Origin of the sequence: Dolichospermum sp. UHCC 0352 (assembly GCF_009711925.1) — a bacterium.
GTDB classification, from domain to species: Bacteria; Cyanobacteriota; Cyanobacteriia; order Cyanobacteriales; family Nostocaceae; genus Dolichospermum; species Dolichospermum lemmermannii.
In genome coordinates, this window is sequence record NZ_VIKY01000029.1 from 1 (window position 1) to 20392 (window position 20392).

General features: G+C 39.4%; 18 protein-coding genes and 1 tRNA gene. 10 read left to right on the forward strand and 9 right to left on the reverse strand.

Going from position 1 to position 20392, the window contains the following annotated elements; translation table 11 throughout:
- Positions 1–79 precede the first annotated feature (79 nt).
- The 3 genes from FJR06_RS01835 to FJR06_RS01845 all read left to right on the forward strand — a co-directional run bounded on the left by FJR06_RS01835 (position 80) and on the right by FJR06_RS01845 (position 3392).
- A complete protein-coding gene (locus FJR06_RS01835) occupies positions 80–850 on the forward strand; it encodes a pentapeptide repeat-containing protein (protein ID WP_015078727.1) in 771 nt (256 codons plus the stop codon).
- 124 nt (positions 851–974) lie between these two features.
- Positions 975–2666 (forward strand): dihydroxy-acid dehydratase, encoded by a 1692-nt coding sequence (gene ilvD / locus FJR06_RS01840; RefSeq protein WP_015078728.1) that lies wholly within the window; start codon positions 975–977, stop codon positions 2664–2666.
- Between the two features lie 93 nt (positions 2667–2759).
- Positions 2760–3392: a hypothetical protein gene (locus tag FJR06_RS01845; RefSeq protein ID WP_015078729.1), complete on the forward strand. Its 633-nt coding sequence runs from the start codon at positions 2760–2762 to the stop codon at positions 3390–3392.
- Here the strand turns inward: FJR06_RS01845 and FJR06_RS01850 are convergent.
- Together FJR06_RS01850 and FJR06_RS01855 are read right to left on the reverse strand one after the other, a co-directional pair.
- The gene (locus FJR06_RS01850) at positions 3367–4530 is read right to left on the reverse strand and encodes an FAD-binding oxidoreductase (RefSeq protein WP_168650536.1); all 1164 of its coding nucleotides are present in this window, start codon (positions 4528–4530) and stop codon (positions 3367–3369) included. The two genes, FJR06_RS01845 and FJR06_RS01850, sit on opposite strands and share 26 nt — an antisense overlap.
- Positions 4531–4576: 46 nt before the next feature.
- Positions 4577–4828 (reverse strand): hypothetical protein, encoded by a 252-nt coding sequence (locus FJR06_RS01855; RefSeq protein WP_148279023.1) that lies wholly within the window; start codon positions 4826–4828, stop codon positions 4577–4579.
- A gap of 192 nt (positions 4829–5020) precedes the next feature.
- On the opposite strand from FJR06_RS01855, the gene FJR06_RS01860 reads away from it, so the two are divergent.
- Together FJR06_RS01860 and FJR06_RS01865 are read left to right on the forward strand one after the other, a co-directional pair.
- Entirely contained in the window at positions 5021–5257 is a 237-nt protein-coding gene (locus FJR06_RS01860; RefSeq protein ID WP_015078732.1) for a hypothetical protein, read from the forward strand.
- Between the two features lie 342 nt (positions 5258–5599).
- Positions 5600–5672, forward strand: a tRNA-Ile gene (locus FJR06_RS01865).
- A 16-nt stretch (positions 5673–5688) separates the two neighbouring features.
- Here the strand turns inward: FJR06_RS01865 and FJR06_RS01870 are convergent.
- The 3 genes from FJR06_RS01870 to FJR06_RS01880 form a co-directional block, all read right to left on the reverse strand.
- The gene (locus FJR06_RS01870; protein ID WP_015078733.1) at positions 5689–6459 is read right to left on the reverse strand and encodes an RNA methyltransferase; all 771 of its coding nucleotides are present in this window, start codon (positions 6457–6459) and stop codon (positions 5689–5691) included.
- A gap of 210 nt (positions 6460–6669) precedes the next feature.
- On the reverse strand, positions 6670–10083 hold the full coding sequence (locus FJR06_RS01875) for an alkaline phosphatase PhoX (protein ID WP_015078734.1): 3414 nt from the start codon (positions 10081–10083) through the stop codon (positions 6670–6672).
- A gap of 193 nt (positions 10084–10276) precedes the next feature.
- Entirely contained in the window at positions 10277–10882 is a 606-nt protein-coding gene (locus tag FJR06_RS01880) for a TIGR02466 family protein (RefSeq protein ID WP_168650538.1), read from the reverse strand.
- A gap of 127 nt (positions 10883–11009) precedes the next feature.
- On the opposite strand from FJR06_RS01880, the gene FJR06_RS01885 reads away from it, so the two are divergent.
- From FJR06_RS01885 to FJR06_RS01895, 3 genes are all read left to right on the forward strand, one after another.
- Positions 11010–11468 (forward strand): DUF4079 domain-containing protein, encoded by a 459-nt coding sequence (locus FJR06_RS01885; RefSeq protein ID WP_168650540.1) that lies wholly within the window; start codon positions 11010–11012, stop codon positions 11466–11468.
- Positions 11469–11671: 203 nt separating this feature from the next.
- Positions 11672–11965 (forward strand): type II toxin-antitoxin system RelE/ParE family toxin, encoded by a 294-nt coding sequence (locus FJR06_RS01890; RefSeq protein ID WP_168650542.1) that lies wholly within the window; start codon positions 11672–11674, stop codon positions 11963–11965.
- Between the two features lie 16 nt (positions 11966–11981).
- Positions 11982–12281: a HigA family addiction module antitoxin gene (locus tag FJR06_RS01895; protein ID WP_096670912.1), complete on the forward strand. Its 300-nt coding sequence runs from the start codon at positions 11982–11984 to the stop codon at positions 12279–12281.
- Between the two features lie 346 nt (positions 12282–12627).
- Here FJR06_RS01895 and FJR06_RS01900 read toward each other — a convergent pair whose 3' ends face one another.
- From FJR06_RS01900 to clpS, 3 genes are all read right to left on the reverse strand, one after another.
- Positions 12628–14430: a bifunctional serine/threonine-protein kinase/formylglycine-generating enzyme family protein gene (locus FJR06_RS01900; RefSeq protein WP_168650544.1), complete on the reverse strand. Its 1803-nt coding sequence runs from the start codon at positions 14428–14430 to the stop codon at positions 12628–12630.
- Positions 14431–14803: 373 nt separating this feature from the next.
- Positions 14804–15628: a CPBP family intramembrane glutamic endopeptidase gene (locus FJR06_RS01905; RefSeq protein WP_168650546.1), complete on the reverse strand. Its 825-nt coding sequence runs from the start codon at positions 15626–15628 to the stop codon at positions 14804–14806.
- A gap of 57 nt (positions 15629–15685) precedes the next feature.
- Positions 15686–15967: an ATP-dependent Clp protease adapter ClpS gene (gene clpS / locus FJR06_RS01910; RefSeq protein ID WP_041457654.1), complete on the reverse strand. Its 282-nt coding sequence runs from the start codon at positions 15965–15967 to the stop codon at positions 15686–15688.
- Positions 15968–16237: 270 nt separating this feature from the next.
- Between clpS and FJR06_RS01915 the strand changes: the two genes are divergently transcribed.
- Positions 16238–16594, forward strand: coding sequence for a hypothetical protein (locus FJR06_RS01915; RefSeq protein ID WP_174783055.1), 357 nt, complete (start codon positions 16238–16240; stop codon positions 16592–16594).
- 75 nt (positions 16595–16669) lie between these two features.
- On the opposite strand, the gene FJR06_RS01920 is transcribed toward FJR06_RS01915, so the two are convergent.
- Positions 16670–16867: a hypothetical protein gene (locus FJR06_RS01920; RefSeq protein ID WP_015078743.1), complete on the reverse strand. Its 198-nt coding sequence runs from the start codon at positions 16865–16867 to the stop codon at positions 16670–16672.
- Between the two features lie 631 nt (positions 16868–17498).
- Here FJR06_RS01920 and FJR06_RS01925 point away from each other — a divergent pair.
- Positions 17499–20102, forward strand: coding sequence for a TIGR03960 family B12-binding radical SAM protein (locus FJR06_RS01925; RefSeq protein ID WP_168650548.1), 2604 nt, complete (start codon positions 17499–17501; stop codon positions 20100–20102).
- Positions 20103–20392: the final 290 nt, after the last annotated feature.

Consider the following 20392-nt stretch of genomic DNA (forward strand, 5'->3'; position numbering starts at 1 on the left):
TTCCAAATGCTTCGCCCCTACTGACAACTGATAACTGACCACACTAAACCAGAAACTTAGATTAATACAAAAATAAATTATGAACAGTAAAATTTTGCTAACATCTGTATTTTTAGTCACAGTCAGCTTATCAGGTACAGTGCAAGCGGCAAATTATGAAGATATTAGACAGTTATTGGCAAATAAACAATGTCCAAAATGTCTTCTTGGTAACGCTGGGTTAGTAATGGCTGATTTAGCTGGGGCAAATTTAAACGGTGCAAATCTTGCGGGTGCGAATTTAAGTCGGGCAAATTTGGCTGGTGCGGATTTGCGAGGTGCGAATTTAAGCGGTGCGAGTTTATTTGGCGTGAATTTAAGTGAGGCTAAACTTGGTGGTGCAAATTTAAGCGGTGCTGATTTAAGAGATACTTATTTAATGAATGCTGAATTGAAAGGTGCGAATATTACAGGTACAAATTTTCAAGGTGCGGTAGGAATACCTTCGCAAATTGCTAAATCAGAAGATTTTTATGCTTGGGGTGTAGCAGCAGCAGAAAAGGGGAATCTTAAACCAGCTATTGATTATTTTAGCCAAGCGATCGCACTTAAACCAGACTATGCTGGGGCATATTTAGCCCGTGGTGTCGCTAGTTACCAAAGTTTAGATAGAAAAAACGCTTTAGAAGATGCCCAAAAAGCAATAGAACTATTTGAAAAAGAAAAGAATAGTGAAGGAACACAAACAGCCAAAGCATTTATTTTAGAATTAAAAACCCCTTACACAGAAACAGTGAATACAGGTAAACCTAGCTTTATGGATTTTGCGGGTAGTCTAGGTTCAGTCTTATTACAATTTTTGCCCTTCTAATACCCAGTTCATTAATCTATCATTATCTGCGGTTAATGATTATGAAAATCTTGTTCTATGCAGCTTCGTCTTAACTTAGGATACTAACTAAGAAGCAATAATGGCACAGAAGGGAAAAAGATAAATGTCAGAAAATCTTAGAAGTAAAACTATCACACAAGGGGTACAAAGATCGCCTAATCGCGCCATGCTTAGGGCTGTAGGTTTTGAAGATGCAGATTTTAACAAAGCCATTGTCGGTGTAGCCAATGCCTATAGCACCATTACCCCTTGTAACATGGGGATAAACGAACTGGCACAAAGGGCGCAAACCGCGATTAAAACCGCCGGTGCAATGCCCCAAGTTTTCGGGACAATTACCATTAGTGACGGCATTTCCATGGGAACAGAAGGGATGAAATACTCCCTCGTTTCACGGGAAGTTATCGCTGATTCCATAGAAACAGTCTGTACTGGGCAAAGTATGGACGGTGTATTAGCAATTGGTGGCTGTGATAAAAATATGCCAGGGGCAATGTTAGCCATGGCGCGGATGAATATCCCTGCTATCTTTGTTTACGGTGGTACAATCAAACCTGGACACTATGAGGGTAAAGATCTAACCGTTGTCAGTTCCTTTGAAGCCGTTGGTCAATACAGTGCTGGTAAAATTGACGAAAATGAACTGTTAGCAGTTGAACGCGGTGCTTGCCCCGGTGCAGGTTCATGTGGAGGGATGTTTACAGCCAATACCATGTCTTCAGCTTTTGAAGCCATGGGCATGAGTTTACCCTACTCCTCCACCATGGCTGCTGAAGATCCAGAAAAAGCCGACAGCACCGAAAAATCAGCCGTTGTCCTCGTTGAAGCTATACGAAAACAAATATTACCTCGGCAAATTATCACCCGCAAATCCATAGAAAACGCCATTTCCGTGATTATGGCTGTGGGTGGTTCTACCAATGCAGTATTACATTTTCTAGCGATCGCCCGCGCTGCTGGTGTTGAACTAATTTTAGACGACTTTGAAACCATTCGCGGTCGTGTTCCCGTCATCTGTGATTTAAAACCCAGTGGTAGATATGTAGCCACCGACCTACACAAAGCCGGCGGTATTCCCCAAGTCATGAAAATGCTATTAGCCCATGGCTTGCTGCATGGTGATTGTATCACCATTTCCGGGCAAACAGTCGCCGAAGTCTTAGCAGATATCCCCGCAGAACCACGGACAGACCAAGACGTAATTCGTCCTTGGCATAACCCCATGTATGCCCAAGGACACCTAGCCATTCTCAAAGGCAACCTGGCCATAGAAGGGTCAGTAGCCAAAATTACCGGAGTCAAAAAGCCTGTAATTACAGGACCCGCGAGAGTATTTGAATCGGAAGAATCCTGTTTAGAGGCAATTCTCGCCAAAAAAATCCAAGCTGGGGATGTTATAGTTATCCGCTACGAAGGACCAAAAGGCGGACCCGGTATGAGAGAAATGTTAGCCCCCACCTCCGCTATTATTGGGGCTGGTTTAGGTGACTCTGTAGGCTTAATTACCGACGGACGCTTCTCCGGTGGTACTTACGGCATGGTAGTCGGTCACGTTGCCCCAGAAGCGGCTGTAGGTGGTAACATCGCCTTAGTAGTAGAAGGTGATAGCATTACCATAGATGCCAATGCCCGATTGTTGCAACTGAATGTATCAGCAGCAGAATTAGCTACTCGTCGCGCAAATTGGCAACCACTTCCACCCAGATATACTAAGGGCGTACTTGCGAAATATGCCAAACTTGTAGCTTCCAGTAGTGTGGGTGCAGTAACAGATTTGGACTTATTTGCTAATTAGTAATTATATGAGATCCCCAACTTCTTTGAGAACTCGGGGATCTGAAATTTAGTTAGTATATTTTAAGATTATACTTCGACAGGCTCAGTAACCATGCAGCTAAATTCAAACTTATCAGAAACAGTTACTCAACGTTGGCAAATATTGAAAAATGGTATTAATCACAATTTAGATTCTTTCACTCAATCTGTACAACAACAAGCGACAAAAACAACTGATAATACTAAAGATTATTTAGAAAATAATTGGCACAATGTCGAGAGAATTAGTAATAATACATCAGGAGTAATTCAAAAAACTATTAATACATCTGTGCATGATTTTTTATCACAATATCCCTGGTTTTTCCAAGTATTAGAAATATTCACATGGGGAATAAATCACCCTGTCAGGGGTGGAATAATTTTATTATTTACAATTGCAGTGATTTGGAGTATCATTAAAGCAATTGTTAGAATCATAGAAACTGCCAGTTGGTCAATTTTAAAAATTCCTTTTATATTACTACAAAAATTATTAAAATCTCTTTGGATAACATTTCCTAAAGTGGGAATTTTCGGCATTGGTAAAATTCAAAGTAAACAGCAACGGTTAGCTGAAATTTCCCAGCGTTTAGAAGTTATTCACAACGAACAAAAAGCACTATTACAAGAAGCTGCTAAACTCATGAAATCAGATCCAGAAAATATGATGACTAATTCTAACGGTCAGGAGACATCTGTTTAATTATCTCATCTTTTTGACCAGATACAAAATTAGCAAACCGGACAGCTAAAGGTGGTACAAAGAGAAAAGGACTACTAAAACCGGAAAATATATGTAGTCCTGAAAGTTCAGAAATAGCACCAATTAAAGGCAATTTATCCTGAGTAAATGCCACTAAACAATGATGCCATGTTCCTGGTAAATTTCCTAAACTTGGTAATATGTTCGTAATACTTTCTCGTAACCATTGTTCACTTGCTGTTGAGTTAATTTCCGCTTGCGGATTTGTTAAAACCCGGCTAATTTGACCTATGCGTAAACTCCCGTCCAGAAATTGCACCACACCAGCATCTAAAATTGGTGATACTATTTCATGATTGGGGTTATCCCATAATTCATCAATTTGAGTAGATTCTGCTTCTAGTTCATATCTTTGCAAATTTGCGGGTGATACTAAGCTATGTAATTGAATATCTGTAGATGGTATTTCAATGATTTCTGCATGAGAAAAATATATTTTCGCAGCAATACCCATTGATTTTAGTAGTTTACGAGTAATTCCCCCAGCACAAATCACAACATTATCACTATGAAAAGTATTAGTATTTGTTTTCACTCCTGTACATTTTTTTATGGGAGTAGTGATTAATTCTATAAATTCCCCAAATTGGATTTCTCCTCCTAAATCTACCATTGCTTGAATGTAAGCTTGGGTAGTTTTTTCTGGGTGAACATGACCATGTTTAACAGTTAATGCACCAGATATAGCTTCGGGGTTTAAAAAAGGTTCTAATTCACAAGCTTCTTGAATACTAATTAAATGCGGAGGAATAACAACATCTTGATAAGATTTAGCCATTGTTTCGGGATTAATATCTACGGAAATAGTCATTAATAAATTTAATTCCCGAAATTGAGTATCTGCATTTAATTCTTCTGATAATATCCGATGACGGGTTAACCCTTCTGTAGATAATTGTTTTGTAATTGCTGTTGTTGCTGACCAAAAACTAATGCCACCATAACTATAACGGGTAGCATTTTGGGGTGTTTGGTATTGTTCCAACAAAAGTACAGAAAATCCAATTTTTGTTAATTCATACGCAAGTGCAGCACCAGTAATTCCCGCACCAATAATAATCCAGTCGTAAGTTTTCATAATTTAGTAAAAATGTATATTGCACATGAATTATTAAATGTTTTATTCATTTTAATGAAAGCAAGAATTCTTTTGTCATAAATTCATCAGCGATTTTTCCATCAGTGGGTAAGTATATACAAACTTGAATATCTAACTCTTTTAAAAACTTGCACATCAATGGTCCAACATCTTGCCATTGTAAATTACCAAGTCCACAACCTAAAGCCGACATTGCCAAAGATTTTATACCTTGTTGTTTATAATTATCCTGAATCCATTTTAACACCAATCCACTTATCTCAGAGTAGTTACTCAACTACGTAGAAGTTTTGCTTGTATACTAGGAATTAAGCAACTGAGCTTTACGCTTACCTGGAAAGGGTGTAAAGTCTATTTATAATTCCTAGTGTTGATGACTCAGCAGCTTACAATTAAATAGACTGAAATTATAAATATCATAACTGCTTGACAACGCTTTCAATTAAACTATTTCAGAGTATTTAAAACGATGAATATGCAAGAACAACCTAACGGTGCAGATAATAAACGCGCTGACAAGACAGAAATCGCTCTGCATCTAGATTCTGAATTAATAGAGCAAATTCAACATCTCACTAATGACCCCAGTAAAGTGATTGAAGTGGCTATCCGTCAATGGTTACGCGGTGATTTCACCAGAGATGATGAGTTAACACGTACACCCCTACGCACACCCGTTCCCCCTCGTGGTGAATGGAATGATTAAAATCATCCGACAAGTGTCAACAAATAATAAGAAATGTAAAATTTAATGCCTTGAATGCCATAAAGGTCAAAAATCCACAGTTTAAAAATGGGAAAGCTGTAAAAGTTTATGCCAGAATTCAAGTAGCGTTAGTTTGACACTCCCCGTGTCTGTAGACCGGGGGGTGTCAATAAACAGAACTACCAGAAATATTCGCCGAACACTAGATTTAGTGAAATTAGTGGTTTTGTTGATAATTGTTTACAGGTTGCCAAATTATGGTAGAATAGTGTACTGTTGTTGAAGTGAAGTTATAAATCAATGACTAAACTAAAACTACAGGGTTAAAATCCAAGTAAATAAGCGCCTTTGGCCGATTGGGGAGGCAACGAACTCATAATTCGTCTTCAGGCTGGTTCGATTCCAGCAGGGCGCACTTTGCAAAATCCTAACTATAATAAATCACGTTTTTCAGGTTTTTGCCTGTTAATTGCCCATTCTATCTGTCGTAAAATCCCCCTTAACATTCTCACTTCCGCAGTTTGTGGATAAGCACGATTATACAGGTAGCGGAATTTTTCCATGCGACTAGCTGCGGTATGAGGATAAAGATAACCAATGGACAGCAATAAAGATTCCAATTGTTGATAGTATGCTTCCATCGCATCTAACGGGGCAATTTCTGAAACAGGTATATTCTCATCTATAAATAATTCTGTAGATTGTGACAATTCATAACAACAAATAGAAACCGCAGTAGCTAAATTCAAAGATGGATATTCTGGATTAGTGGGAATAAAAACTAATTTGTGGGCATAATTTAATTCTTCATTAGTTAATCCCCTATCTTCCCTGCCAAAAATTAAAGCTACAGGCTTTTCTGCTGCTGCTAATAACCAGGGTAAAGCGGTGCGAGGGGTTTCTAGAGGAATTTCTCCACTGTAGTCCCGTCCCATGGTTGCAATGGCACGGACACAGCCCTGTAATGCTGCTGGTAATGTATCTACTATGATCGCAGATTCTAAAATGTCTTTGCCACGAACTGCCATTTTTATAGCATCCGAGGATGTGCGATCGCATTGAGGATTGACTAATATTAATTTAGATAAGCCAAAATTTTTCATAACTCTGGCCACTGAACCTATATTCAATGGTCCGGCTGGTTCTACTAATACGATAATTACGTTATGGCAACTGGGTTGTATATTAAAACTTTCTGTCATACTTATTTACTTTTACTGGCTCTAATCATCATAATTCAATATTTCTGGCATTATCTATATGTAAAACTAGTGGTTTAAGTAAAAAAATATCAAATACTAGAACTTATGCACAATATTCAAAAGTTAAAAAACCTTGGCAAAACTTGGAAAAATATCAAGTCCTGCCAAGGTATTTAGTTACAAGTAATTACTATTAAATGCTGGCTTTAATTAAACCAGGACAAACTGATTAGGATTAGCCACACTCAAAGCACTGGCTTGAATACCAGTTAAAGTGGCTAAAGTTTGACCACCAAAGATAACCGCAGTATCAGCACCAACTTGAGTCAAAGTTAGATTGGCTGTAGTGATACCTAAACTGGCAGCGCCAGAAATACCAATTACATCAGTACCAATTTGGAAATCTAGAATGGTGTTAGTAGCTTTGGTTAATTCACCAAAAACAATCCAGAATTGGTCAGCGCCAGCACCACCAGATAGGGTGTGACCACCACCAAGACCGATTTCAAAGGTATCATTACCATCACCACCCAAGGCACGACCACCAGTACCATTACCCAGGAAGAATAAATCATTACCAGCGCCACCAGAGGCACGGAAATTATTGGCTTCATCTCCAAAGAATGTGTCGTTATCAGCACTACCAAAAGCGCGATCGCCATTGGCTAAAAACACGGTATCATTGCCACTACCACCGTCAATAATGTTATTACTGGCAAGAGCGCCCGCAGCCGCACTATCAACCTCGTCATTACCAGCGCCACTAAACACGACATCCTTAATACCACCAAAGCCAGGAGTTTGCTTGGCTACAATCGTATCGGCATTAGGTGTACCAGCAAAGAATTGTGTGTCCTGAATCAAATTGGCATTAGGCGCAGTCAAGAAAGATAACTGACCACCTTCAACCAGGTTTTCTTGTCTAGTTTTTGTGCCATCACCATTACCATCAATATTTGTGGCGGTAATAATTGTTCCAGAACGAATACTATGCGCCTGGACATCAAACACAAACTGTGTACCAGGAGCGTTACCAAAAAGACTAGAAACGTCTAGAATACCTGAAGTTTCCCAGTTACCGATATCAGTGGGGCTAGAATCAGTTTGACCAGAAGGAACAGCCGAGCGATCAACTTGTGCAATTTTAGTTAAGCTGTCCGCTGGATTGGCAGCAGCAGGATCAAGAACGTAAATAGAGGCTTCTTGCTTAGAAGTTGCACCCCAGATATCTGCTCCTAGTGCGCGGTCTTCTTGTAAGTAAATTTTGCCATTATCAGCCCAGTCGAGGTTATCAGGACTACGCATACCGAAATCTTGTTTACCAGCGTCGTTGCCATCGTAAAGGATGTCAATTTTTGCAGTGATTTCTGGTGCAGTTGTAATCTTCCACAGAGCATCATTTCCAGATGTGGGGTGTTGAATGGCAACGATAAATTCATTGGGATTGTTTGTAGAAATCAACCCAGTAGGTTCAGATCCAGGAACTCCCAAACTAGCCCAACGAGTAATTGATTCAGCTACACCATCCTTATTGCTATCAGATGCCTTCCAGATATCGCCAGGACCGTTGTCTTCGATAATGTAAAGATTACCAGCAGCATCACTAGCCAAGTTGTCAGGGTTATTGAGGTTGGTACCCGCAGCTAAAGCAGTACCACCATCAATTGTGCTACGACTAGCAAAAAGCTTAACTTCATTAGTTTTGAGGTTAATGCCATAAACTGCGTTTTCGCTAGTTGTAGCTACATAAAGAATGTCACCAATAATTTCTAAGTCTTCTGGACGACCGTAGGGTGTACCACCAACTTCATCCGCTGCTGCCCGTCCGCCCGTAGTAGTGCTACTAAAGTCAAAGGGATCGGCGGTGGTGGTTTTCACGCCATTAGCATCGGTAATCGCCACCCAAGTAGCTGCACCAGTGCGAGTAGTAGCTGTATTTGTAGCAGAGTCCCAGTTTTCCGAAGCAATACCTGTAAAGGCAGTTACCTTCAAGACAAAACTTTGTCCAACACTCAAATCACCAGCAGTCTTAGGTACAAACTTGTAGATAGAACCAGTGTTGCTCTCATCAATAAAGTACAAAGTACCAGAAGCATCAAACTTCAAGCCTTCATGGGAAACAGCAGGAATATTACTGCGCCAAACCACATTAGCTGTATCACCAGCAGCCATCAAGGGGTTAAGCCACTCAAATAGACGACCATTGGTTCTTTCTTCGGCTGTAATAACTGTTCCATAGGGAGTATATACCGCAGGGTCAAAAGGACCAAAATCATCATTATTCTTATCCCAAACCGTAGGATTGGTGGTGTAGGGTAAGGCCGCTTGACCAGTCAAGGCTGAAACAAAGTCACCAGTTTGGGTGTCGTAGCGAGCTAAACCAGCGCCTTGACCTACTTCCATCGGAATGTAGATGTAGCGGTTGGTGGGATCGAGTGCCACCATGTCCCAGTTACCAAAGGTGGCAGCAAATTGAGGATCTAGATTAGCTTTGTTGCGGTCAACAATTTCTGTCTGAGTGAATCCTGTTGGTAGTAAAAAGGGTGCAGTGTCTTCTGCTGTAGGAACAGTAGCAGTAGTAGAAAGAAGTTGGCTAAAGTCAACATCAATTTTGTAGGTTGTACCCCAAACATCAGGTCCTGCAGTAATACCAGTGGAGGCTAAAACAGCTTGAGTACCATCGGAAGGATTTGTAGCGATATCTTCAGGACGAGAAAACCTGAAGGCATTAACTGCGGTAGCTAACTCATTTTGTTTTGTTTGTGTAGCAAAACCTTGAGAGTCATAACCTGTAGTATTTGCTTTTGTGGGATCGTAGTAAGAAATTTCTACAAATTGACCGTTTGTGCTGTTACCACTGCCTTTGAACTGGCTAGGATTAGCTTCAATTGCATCAGTAGCATTTGCAGGATCGTCAGCCACCCATACGAATAGTTTACCCTGTGCTAAACCATTGCGTTCCAGGAAACCGCCAGCTTTTTTATCGCCAACATAGAGATATAAAGGCGCGTTATTGCTATCGTCACCAATTAAAAAGGCAACTTTATCAGTGCGGCTTGTATTTAGTTCTGTGACGTTTTCCCACGAAGCGCGACCAAATGCGGGTACTGCATATAAAGTATTTGTTTGTGTATCCAAGGCGAATTGTGTACCATTACTGGTTTCTTCACCAGAGAAGAAAATACGATCAGCTAAACCAATACCTGCACCAAACTGGTTGGCTTCAAATAAAGCAGCAGAACAAAAACGTTGAATACCAGCGTTCTCTAAATCAGCAGCAGCATCAACAACTTCACCTTTGCGGTTGATAATGGTGTCATGGGCTAATCCAGCATCGACGATTTGCAATGTGCGCTTGTCAACATCAAAATAGTTAACTCTTGCACCGGGGAGTTGAGTACCGTTTTTCAGGGTGTACTTATAACCATCAGCAGCCCCTACTTCATTAACAACTAATACACGAACAGTTGTATCGTTGAGTGAAAAAGCACCAATACCGTCAAGAATACCGGGAGGAACATAGTTGCCAATTTTGTCGCCAACTGTAAAAATTGGGTCAACTGTGTAACCGTTTAATCCTTTGACTTGAGACGGTTCGGTTGTATCGAATGGTGTGTTAGCCATAAAATCCCTCAGTTTTCTTTGTAATGCTTACTGAATCAATGCTTGGTAAATTTAGGAAAACCTATATTTACCGAATATGAATATTACCTTCCAGTAGAATCTCACGCAGAGGTTAAGAAGGCACTATGATTTAGCTATTTCTTAATTAAAAATTTTTCTAGAAGTTAATTTTAGATTAAGAAAAGAGAAAAGATTATCTATTGATCGGTACTATGCCAATATTAAAACTAATACACACCCGATCTTCATCACTCATATTCATTTCCACACCATGTAACAGCCAACTGGGAAATATTAACATCGTCCCTTCACGAGCTTTATAAGTGATTTTGGGGAAAGTCCAGAGATTAAACTCTATAGATGGTGGTACGATCATCTGTGAAGCTGGTCGCGGATCAGAGAAAAATATGCCACCACAATTTTCAGGAGTTTTCAGATAATAAACTCCACTTAAAACTGAGTTGGGATGATTATGTACAGAGTTGGAAGCAAGTTTACGATTAATAATTCCCCAACAAGTTGTAATTTTGAGACTAAACTTTTGTAAGTCCCATTGTAAAAATGTGGCAACTTCTAAGACATTTTGATTAATGATTTGTATCAGGTTGTCAAAACTATCCCTTTCATGCAACCTATCTGTACTATGCCATCCTAGTATATTTGACCATTTCTCACCCTGACTATCTCGACGTTCTTCCGCATAGATAGTTTGTAAGAGTGGAGGATTTAATTGTTGATAATTTTCTAGGGAAAAATGCCAAACAGAAGTGGGAAACCAATCATTTCTAGAACCAACCATAATTTTGATTTATGTTTATATTGACTTGTGAACTTTGTCGCTGGGCAAAAAACATGGACGGCTAAAAACAAAAAAAGCCTAAGTCCTGTTAAGCTCAATAGGTAACTTTCCTGCACTGAACTGTTTTATGCACCTACCTTCCTTTCTATGGTTATGGAAAATAGCCGCTTGGTCAATGGGATTATCTTTACTAGCCTATTTATTTTTAGCCATAACTGGTCTTTGGATGTTACGGGTTAGAACAAACCCAGAATCTTTCGGTATTCTCTTACCTTGGTATCGTCAGCAGGTGCGATCGCTCCATTATATAATTGGCATAATTATGGTTAGTCTAGTCTTACTACTTCTAGTCGTAGGCATTGTTGGTACATTAGGACACTTTGGTACATTAGGACACTCACCACATTTATTAGCTGGCTTAATAGTAGTAATATTAGTTTTAGTATCCGCATTTAGTGCCACTCAAATTAGCACCATAAAGCCTTGGGCTAGACCATTACATCTTAGTTGTAATCTCTGCTTATTACTAGGATTTGCCTGGGTATCTCTCAGCGGTTGGACTGTGGTGCAAAAGTATTTGCCTTAATTCTCAGTTTCCACCATGCTCCTGTTATGGCTGGGAAATTGTGCAGACTATACACAAATAATTTATCCTGTAAATCCTGATTCAGCCCTTGACAAAATTCTCAGTTTCAATTACACTTATGTTATGCATGGAAAAGTGTGCGCCCATATATATAGGGTTTTTATTTATTAAATTATTCAAAGCAGTAAAACCAATGTTTATAAATGATTCATTCTTTCAAGAACTTGGGTACACAAGACATTTTTGATGGTAAAGATTCTAAAGCTGCTCGAAAAACCTGTCCCTCATCTCTTTGGAAGCGTACAGTTCGTAAACTAGATCAATTAGACTCAGTTACAAGTCTAGAAGATTTAAAAATTCCCCCAGGTAATTGTCTAGAAGCATTAAAAGGTGATAAAGAAGGTCAGTATAGTATTCGGATTAATGATCAATATCGAATTTGCTTTTTTTGGCGAGAATTAGGGGTAGATGCCGTGGAAATTATAGATTATCATTGAGGTATTAATCACATTTATGAAAATCCCAACCCATCGTCCTCCTACCCATCCTGGAGAAATGTTATTAGAAGAGTTTATGATCCATAAAGGTTTAACACCCCAGAAAATAGCTGAATCTATAGGTGTTACAGAACAGCAAATTGTAGATTTAATCGCAGGTAAACAGCATATCACACCCAGTTTAGCACTGCGTTTATCCAGGTTTTTTGGCATATCTGTTGATTTCTGGATGAATTTACAAGTTCGCTGGGATCTATATTATGCTCAACAAGCAGAAGCAGAATTTCTGAATACAATTAATCCTTTTGTTGCTTAAATGTCTGAATTAGGATATCCTGATTCAGACAAAATCATCTCAATAAACAATCATTAAACAACATCCTGAAAAATCCCAACTTCCCATAAACAATCATTAAACAACATCCTGCAAATCCTGCAAATCCTGTAAATCCTGAAAATCCTGGATATCCTGATTCTGACAATTTTACCCCTTGACAAAGTTCTCAGTTTCGACTATGCTTATGTTATAGGTGGAAAAGTATGCGCCCATATATATAAGGTTTCCACATCCAGTATTTATCCAAAAAGAATTCCGCCTAACGGCGGGGGTAAGGGAAAAGAAAAAAGAGCAGAGGGCAAAAGAGCAAGAGTATAAAGGGCTACTAAGTCCTCGCCGCACCACTACATACAACCCGAAAACCAGTATCGAAGGGGTCGTAGGGGTCATCGAGGTTGTTGTAGTAGCGAGAAGCAGAACGGCAATTCTCAGGATTGTTGAAGCACGAACCACCGCGCAGCATAACGATGTTGCTTCGACCAATCAAAGCGCTGCCATTTATAGGCGCGTCTATATAATTTTCCTGCCAATCATCTTCACACGATTCCCACACATTCCCGTGCATATCATACAAACCAAAAGCATTAGGGGGAAAAGTTCCTACATCTGTGGTTTGTTTTCGATATTGTCCTTTTGGTGCAGCAGCGTAGGGGTAGTTACCATTATAGTTTACCAAATCCGAGGTAATATTTTCACCAAAATAAAAAGGTGTAGTTGTTCCCGCCCTACAAGCATACTCCCATTGTGCCTCACTGGGCAATTTATAGTTTTTACCTGTTTTTTGGCTTAACTTTTGACAAAATTCTACTGCATCATGCCAACTCACTTTTTCAACAGGGCGATTAGCACCTTTGAAGTGAGCAGGGTTATTTCCCATAATAGCCTGATATTGTGCTTGAGTCAAAGGATATTTACCGATAAAGAAGCTGGGAACATTAACTTGATGTTGGGGACTTTCACTATCTCTTCTTTTCGCTTCATCTTCCGGTGAACCCATGTAAAATGTTCCTGCGGGTATTTCCACCATTTCCAACTTCACCCCATTTCCCAAATCTTCCACAAAGTAATTTGCTGAGTGGTTGCGTCGGTTGATAATGCTTCCTTTTGCGTTCGTTGTGACAACTTCAAAAGTGAAAGTTTTCAGGTTAGTTAAAAACCTCTTTCCTACAAGGAGAGAGGCTTTAATATCCCCATTCCCTTGTAGGGAAGGGGGGTTAGGGGGGTTAGGTTTTTCATTTGTTTGAATACCTAAAAACCTAAACCATTCTGTAATAGACTGAGGACGGTTTTGATAATCTAATTCCATTCCCTTGAGAATAGCATCATTTACCTTTTGACTAATTTGAGAATTGTATTTTTGCGGTGGTTCAATCGCCATTTTCATATCTAGCATTATCTTAGCATTCAGATAAGGACTAGGCAGAGGAATGAAAGGAGGTTCATGAACAGCGATAATTACATATAATGTGGCAGCTAAAGCATAAATATCTAAAGCCGGAGTGAAATTACTTCTATTTTCAAATTGTTCTGGTGGTGCAAAAACCGGAGTTTTGGCATTAGTTAAACTCATCAATTCTGCAAAGTTGACTTCTCTAGCTAAACCAAAATCAATTAATATGGCTTTATTGTCAGATTCTCGCAGTAAAATATTCGCAGGTTTAATATCTCGGTGCAGATAATTACGACCATGAATATAAATTAAAGCCTCTCCAATGCCTTTAATAATTTCTAAACCAGCACTTTCACTAAAAACACCATTCGCGTATAAATATTGTTCTAAATTTTTGCCTTTGACATATTCCATCACCATACAAGATAAACCATTTTCTTGAAACAGTTCAGGATACACTTTGACAATGTGAGGATGATCAAAGGTAGCTAATACCATCGCTTCGGTGTTAAACTTGTCCTGTTCTTCTGCTAGAAAATCTCCAAAACCTTCTGTATTCCCATATTTATCTCGATAGCGTTGTTTCAAAAAAGAGACATTGAGACTTTTGATAGCTACTTGTTTTTTGCGTTTATGGTCTTGCGCTAAATAGGTAATACCAAATCCTCCCTGTCCAAGAGTATCAATAATTTCGTATTGTCCTTTTTTGAGTAGTTGCCCTGGGGTAAAATAAGCCATAATAAAATTTAAATTGTCTGAATCAGGATTTGAGGATTTTCAGGATAAAGAGGAAAATAATTATATTGGTGTTGGAAAAGTCTATATATATGGGCGCACACTTTTCCACCTATAACATAAGGATAACTCAAGCTTTGAGCTTTGTCAAGTCTTGATGGATTAAATTGTCAGAATCAGGATGTCCAGGATTTGAGGATTTTCAGGATAAAGAGGAAAATAATTATGTTGGTGTTGGAAAAGTCTATATATATGGGCGCACACTTTTCCACTCATAACATAACTATAATATAAACTTTTGGCTTTGTCAAGTCTTGATGATGATTTTAGTGATTTTGAATTAAACCGCATCTACTTTGAACCCCATAGTTTTTTCTTAATCGGGTTTTTGCTGATTACCTATCCACCAAGCCAAACCACCCATAAATAATACCCCCATAACTCCCTGTAAAGGATTATTATTCACACCAGTCACCCAATCAGGAACTTGACCCGAATATTTGGTTAATTGTCCCACATTAATGATGTAATAACCCCAAACCAACCCACCATGTAAACCAATAGGTAAACCCAAACGCCCCCGTTTCCAACGTTTTCCCCATACCTGCGTTAAGCCCAACAGCACCAAAGCCGGAAACTGGGGTAAAGTATGAATAATTGCCTCCAAAGGTTTAATAAAATGGGATACAGCAAATAAAATTGCATCTATCCAGAGAGCGATATTTAATTTATAATCTCGTTGTAACTCGTCCAATAACCAACCCCGAAATAATAATTCTTCTGCAAACCCCACCCCAAAACCAACTAATAAACCTTCTAAAATTATTCTTCCCAAAAACACTTGTGGTTGTTGCCATACTAACCAACCCAGCAAACCTTCTAAACCAAATAAAACCAAAACAGTGGTTAAACCAATAGCCAACCCCTGCAACACATTCACACCATTAAGACCCGTAAATTCTAATCCATAATGGCTAAATATTTTTGATTGCTGATAAACCCATTTACCCCAAAGATTGAGCAGAAAAATAAACTCTACATATAATATAACCAGTGTCAAAATACTTTCTAAATTGGTATCTTTGACTAGCAAATAAATTGGTACAGCTAGGGGTAGCCATAAAAATAGTAAGGCCAGTATAAAACAAACCAGCCTCACAGGAACGGGGTATTGGGTAAGTTGAGTGAGATTAATTTTCATAAAGTTAGTCAGTTATCATTAGTCAACAATATACTGCTAATGACCAATGACCAATGACTATTCGTCAGGTTCAATCGTACTACTTAAACCATGATTATTGAGGGTTTCAGAATAGAACTCCGCGTGTTCTTGAGCGCACCTAATTACTAAAGCTAACCCGTTATGGTGAGCTTCCATCATAATACTAACAGCTTGCGGTTGGGTGATGCTATTAACAGTAGTCATTAGCACCTGTACTACATACTCCATCGGATTATAATCATCATTATGGAGCAAGACGCGATACTGAGGCGCAAGCTTGCGGGATGTAGAACGCTTCTCAATGGTTTCGACTGACACGATTCTTTGCTCTTTTATTGTTGATTTACTACAATACAGTCCTGTTAGGCATTTGCTCAACAGTTATTTACTTCTGCACTGCCGCGGTTTCACCTGGAAATACTTTTGGCGTTGCTGAGAAGTTTTTTCCTAAAGCATCATAACACAAATAAAAGAAATTTGCATTGATAATGGGACAGAGAAAATTTTTCTTTGCCTTCTATCTCCTCACTAGCAACAGAAATTATTAAAATCAAGGAAACTGCAACATAGTTCCTACTCTAGATAGTTATGGATATCAGCCCAAAATTTCAACCAGGACAAATTGTGTCCTTGGATTATAGTCATCAAAATCTTTATGCAGAAGTTATTGAAATCGTGGTTTCCCGTCAATTGTGCTGGGTGCGTCCTTTACTGCTTGTGAACTCTACCCAAGAATTACCACTTGTGATGGATTTACGAAATGTATCTGATTTGTTATGGCCATTAGATTTATTTAGACCGGCTCTAGATACAGAAGTTATTGCTTTTTTAGGGCAACTTTTTCCCAAAGAACTCAAATTTGAGCCTGATTTAGGAGCTAAACAACAATTTAATTTATTTATTCATCAACTGTGGCAAGCATATCAACAAGGACAAGAAACATAAAGAGACTTAATTGCATAGGTAACACTAGCAACATAGGATGTTAGTAAGCAGCGTTGATGCCCAGTGCGATGAGACTTATCCCCAGGTAGGAACTAACTGTACCCGACCAGCATCCATCTCTGCCATTAGTAATTCTAAAGCTTCATAGTCAACATCAGAGATATGACCAAGCTTTGTTAATTCTGAGTTAATCTCATTTTCGATTTCTGGCGTTAATTTGCGGATATGCAGGGCTTTTTCTACCAACTGACGAATCACGTATCGAGTTTTCATAACAAATAAACCAAATTGCAGTTACTAGTCATTATCTCAGACAATTTTCGGTATAAAAGGTGATTTATACCTCTCGATCCTGTGATTTAGATCACTACTAAATAATCAAGACCAGTTATTCGGTAACTCTGTTTTTATCAGCGACAAAGGTAAAAATCAGGGCTGACAACTACAGAGAAATTTTACTGAAACCACCTCCATTCCTAGCTTCAGCAATAGTATTGCTATAGCGACAGATGATTAATCTGCATTCAGAAGGCATAAGTAGATTGTTTTTTAACTTGCTAAAAAAAAATGTATATATAAGTACACTTTACCATTGACTTATGACAATCTTTAAATAAACCCACTCAACCTATAAAGATTGAGTAAAGAGACTTCCAACTTGTAGCCAAGTCAGAAAAAAGGTTATCTTCAAATCAAATGCAAATCTAAACTTATCAAAGCTTATATGATAATTTCAATATAATTCCTAAAATTTTGCGCCTTTGCTCCTTTGCGTCTTTGCGCGAAACATAATTCATGCAGCACCAAATTTACAAGATAAAATTATTGAACTCAAGTTAAAATCTCTAATTAATGCTATTCTTAGATTGGTTAGCTGTAATTTATGGTAGCTAGAAGATAGCAAGTGGCTGTTTTAGTTGAACAATTAATAACATCGGATATTTTAAAACCTGCTCGTTACCTGGGTAATGAGCGTTTAGCAGTCCATAAGCCTTGGGATACGGCAACAATTCGTTGGGTTTTGACCTATCCAGAAGTGTATGAGGTAGGAGCATCAAATTTAGGGCATATCATCTTATACAACATTTTGAATGCCCAACCTCGTCAATTATGCGATCGCGCTTACCTACCAGGAGCAGATTTAGCCGCCAAACTCCGCACTACGCAGACACCCCTGTTTGCAGTGGAATCTAAACGGTGGTTAACGGACTTTGATATTTTAGGCTTTAGTCTCAGTTACGAATTAGGCGCAACTAACATCTTAGAAATGTTAGATTTAGCCGGAATTCCCGTCACTAGAGAAGAACGGTTACAGGGAAATTACCCGCTAATTTTTGCCGGTGGACAAACAGCAACATCTAACCCCGAACCTTATACAGATTTCTTTGATTTCATCGTTTTGGGAGATGGTGAAGAACTACTTCCCGAAATAGGCTTGGTTTTAGAAGAAGGGAAAAAAACAGGCTGGAATCGAGAAGAACTATTATTAGACTTGGCACAAATCCCTGGTGTCTATGTGCCGCAGTTCTATGAAATGGGTATTGGTGGGGCTGTATATCCCCTGCGTCCAGATGTCCCCAAAAGAGTCCTGAGAAGAGTAGCTACGCCCATTCCTGCCTATTCTATTGGCTTAGTACCTTATGTAGAAACAGTCCATGATCGCCTCACCATTGAAATTCGTCGAGGTTGTACTCGCGGTTGTCGCTTCTGTCAACCAGGAATGCTAACTAGACCAGCGAGGGATGTCGAACCGGAAAAAGTAGTAGAAGCTATAGAAAAGGGAATGCGGGAAACTGGTTACAATGAGTTTTCCCTGTTGTCTTTAAGTTGTTCTGATTATTTAGCCCTACCAGCGGTGGGGATGGAAATTAAAAATCGCTTAAAAAATGACAATATTTCCCTCACCTTACCTAGTCAAAGAGTAGATAGATTTGATGAGAATATTGCTAATATCCTGGGAGGTACGCGCCAAGGTGGGTTGACCTTTGCCCCGGAAGCGGGTACACAAAGAATGCGGGATATTGTTAATAAGGGTTTGACAAATGAAGAATTATTGCGGGGTGTAAAAACAGCTTGGTCACAAGGTTGGGATAAAATCAAGTTGTATTTTATGATTGGTTTACCCGGTGAAACAGATGCCGATGTGATCGGTATTGTAGAAACGGTCAACTGGTTAAAACAGGAATGTTGGGAAAAAGGCCGAAGATCGTTAAACTTTACCTTGACCATTTCTAATTTTACCCCCAAACCCCATACTCCCTTTCAATGGCATTCAGTCTCCACAACGGAATTTGCGAGAAAGCAAAATCTCCTGCGACAAGAGTTTCGCAAAATGAAGAATGTGAAAGTAAATTTCACGGATTTTCGCATCTCCGCCATGGAAGACTTTATTGGTAGAGGCGATCGCACTCTGGGGAAAGTGTTACGTAGCGCTTGGGAACTGGGTGCAGGTATGGATTCTTGGTATGATAATGTAGATGCAGCATTTACAGCTTGGGAAACAGCCATTACCGAAGCCGGTCTAGACTGGAAATACCGTCAAGTTGAAAATGGCGAATGGAATCTGTTTGCTGCTGACAACAAAGAACCAGAAACCCTCTCACCTTTGGATACTCCCTTACCTTGGGATCATATTGATACTGGCATTGATAAAAAGTGGCTACAAGAAGACCTCCAACGCGCTCTAGAAGCCGCAATTGTCCCCGACTGCTCTTTTGAAGGTTGTTCTCATTGTGGAGTCTGTGGCACTGATTTCGGTCATAATGTGGTTGTGGCTGCACCACCCATTCCCAGCTTTACCGGTGATTTTGTTCCCAACACCACCAAAGCCCAACGATTGCGAGTATGCTTTGGTAAACAAGGGGATATGGCTTTGGTCAGTCACTTGGATTTAATGCGTCTATTTGATCGAGTTATGCGCCGTGCCAGTTTACCAATTACATTCACAGGTGGTTTTCATCCTGGTCCGAGGATTTGTCTAGCCAGTGCTTTGACTTTAGGTGCTACCAGTGAAGGGGAAATTGTTGATTTTGAGTTGACCCAAGCCATTGATATTGAAACTTTTCATGCCCAATTGGTTAAGCAGCTACCTACTGACATCCCTATATATAATGTGGTAGAAGTAGATATCAAGTCTCCCTCTGCTACCCAATCTCTAGAAGCAGCCGAGTATTTACTAACAGTGTCTATACCCCAAAGCGAGGTACAACCGGCACAATGGCAAGGTTGGATTGAAACTATTAAAAATCAAGAGGAGATTTTATCGGCACATACAACTAAATCCGGTAAGCAGCAATTAATAAATCTGCGCTATCGCCTGTGGGAGATAGAATTAGTATCATCCTCTCACCGAGAATCAGACTCAACAGCAGTATTGCGTTATTTGGGTGTCTGTCGTCCCGACGGTGTGATCTTGCGTCCTGAGCAAATCTTGTCTATGCTAGAAATTGTGGCTAATCTTGAATTTCACCTCTTGCATATCCACCGCAAGCGTCTAGTTATTGGATAACTTGCTAATAGTTGACAAAAATTAGGACATTGTGACAATTGATTTTTTGTAAGTTTGCGTTAGAATGATAATCAAGAGAAATTTTCTGGTGCTGCCTTGAATGACCGAAAAGACGGGACACAAGCCTCGTCCTTCCAGGACGGCTTTATGTTAAAATTTGGTCATAGTCGCCATAGGGCATTGGGAGACTTTAAACGGACATGGAGGGACGATAAGACCACTTGTGGCGTGTTCTGGCGAAGTGTCAAGAATCACCGCACCTTCAGTTCGGTGAGTATGTCAATTGATTC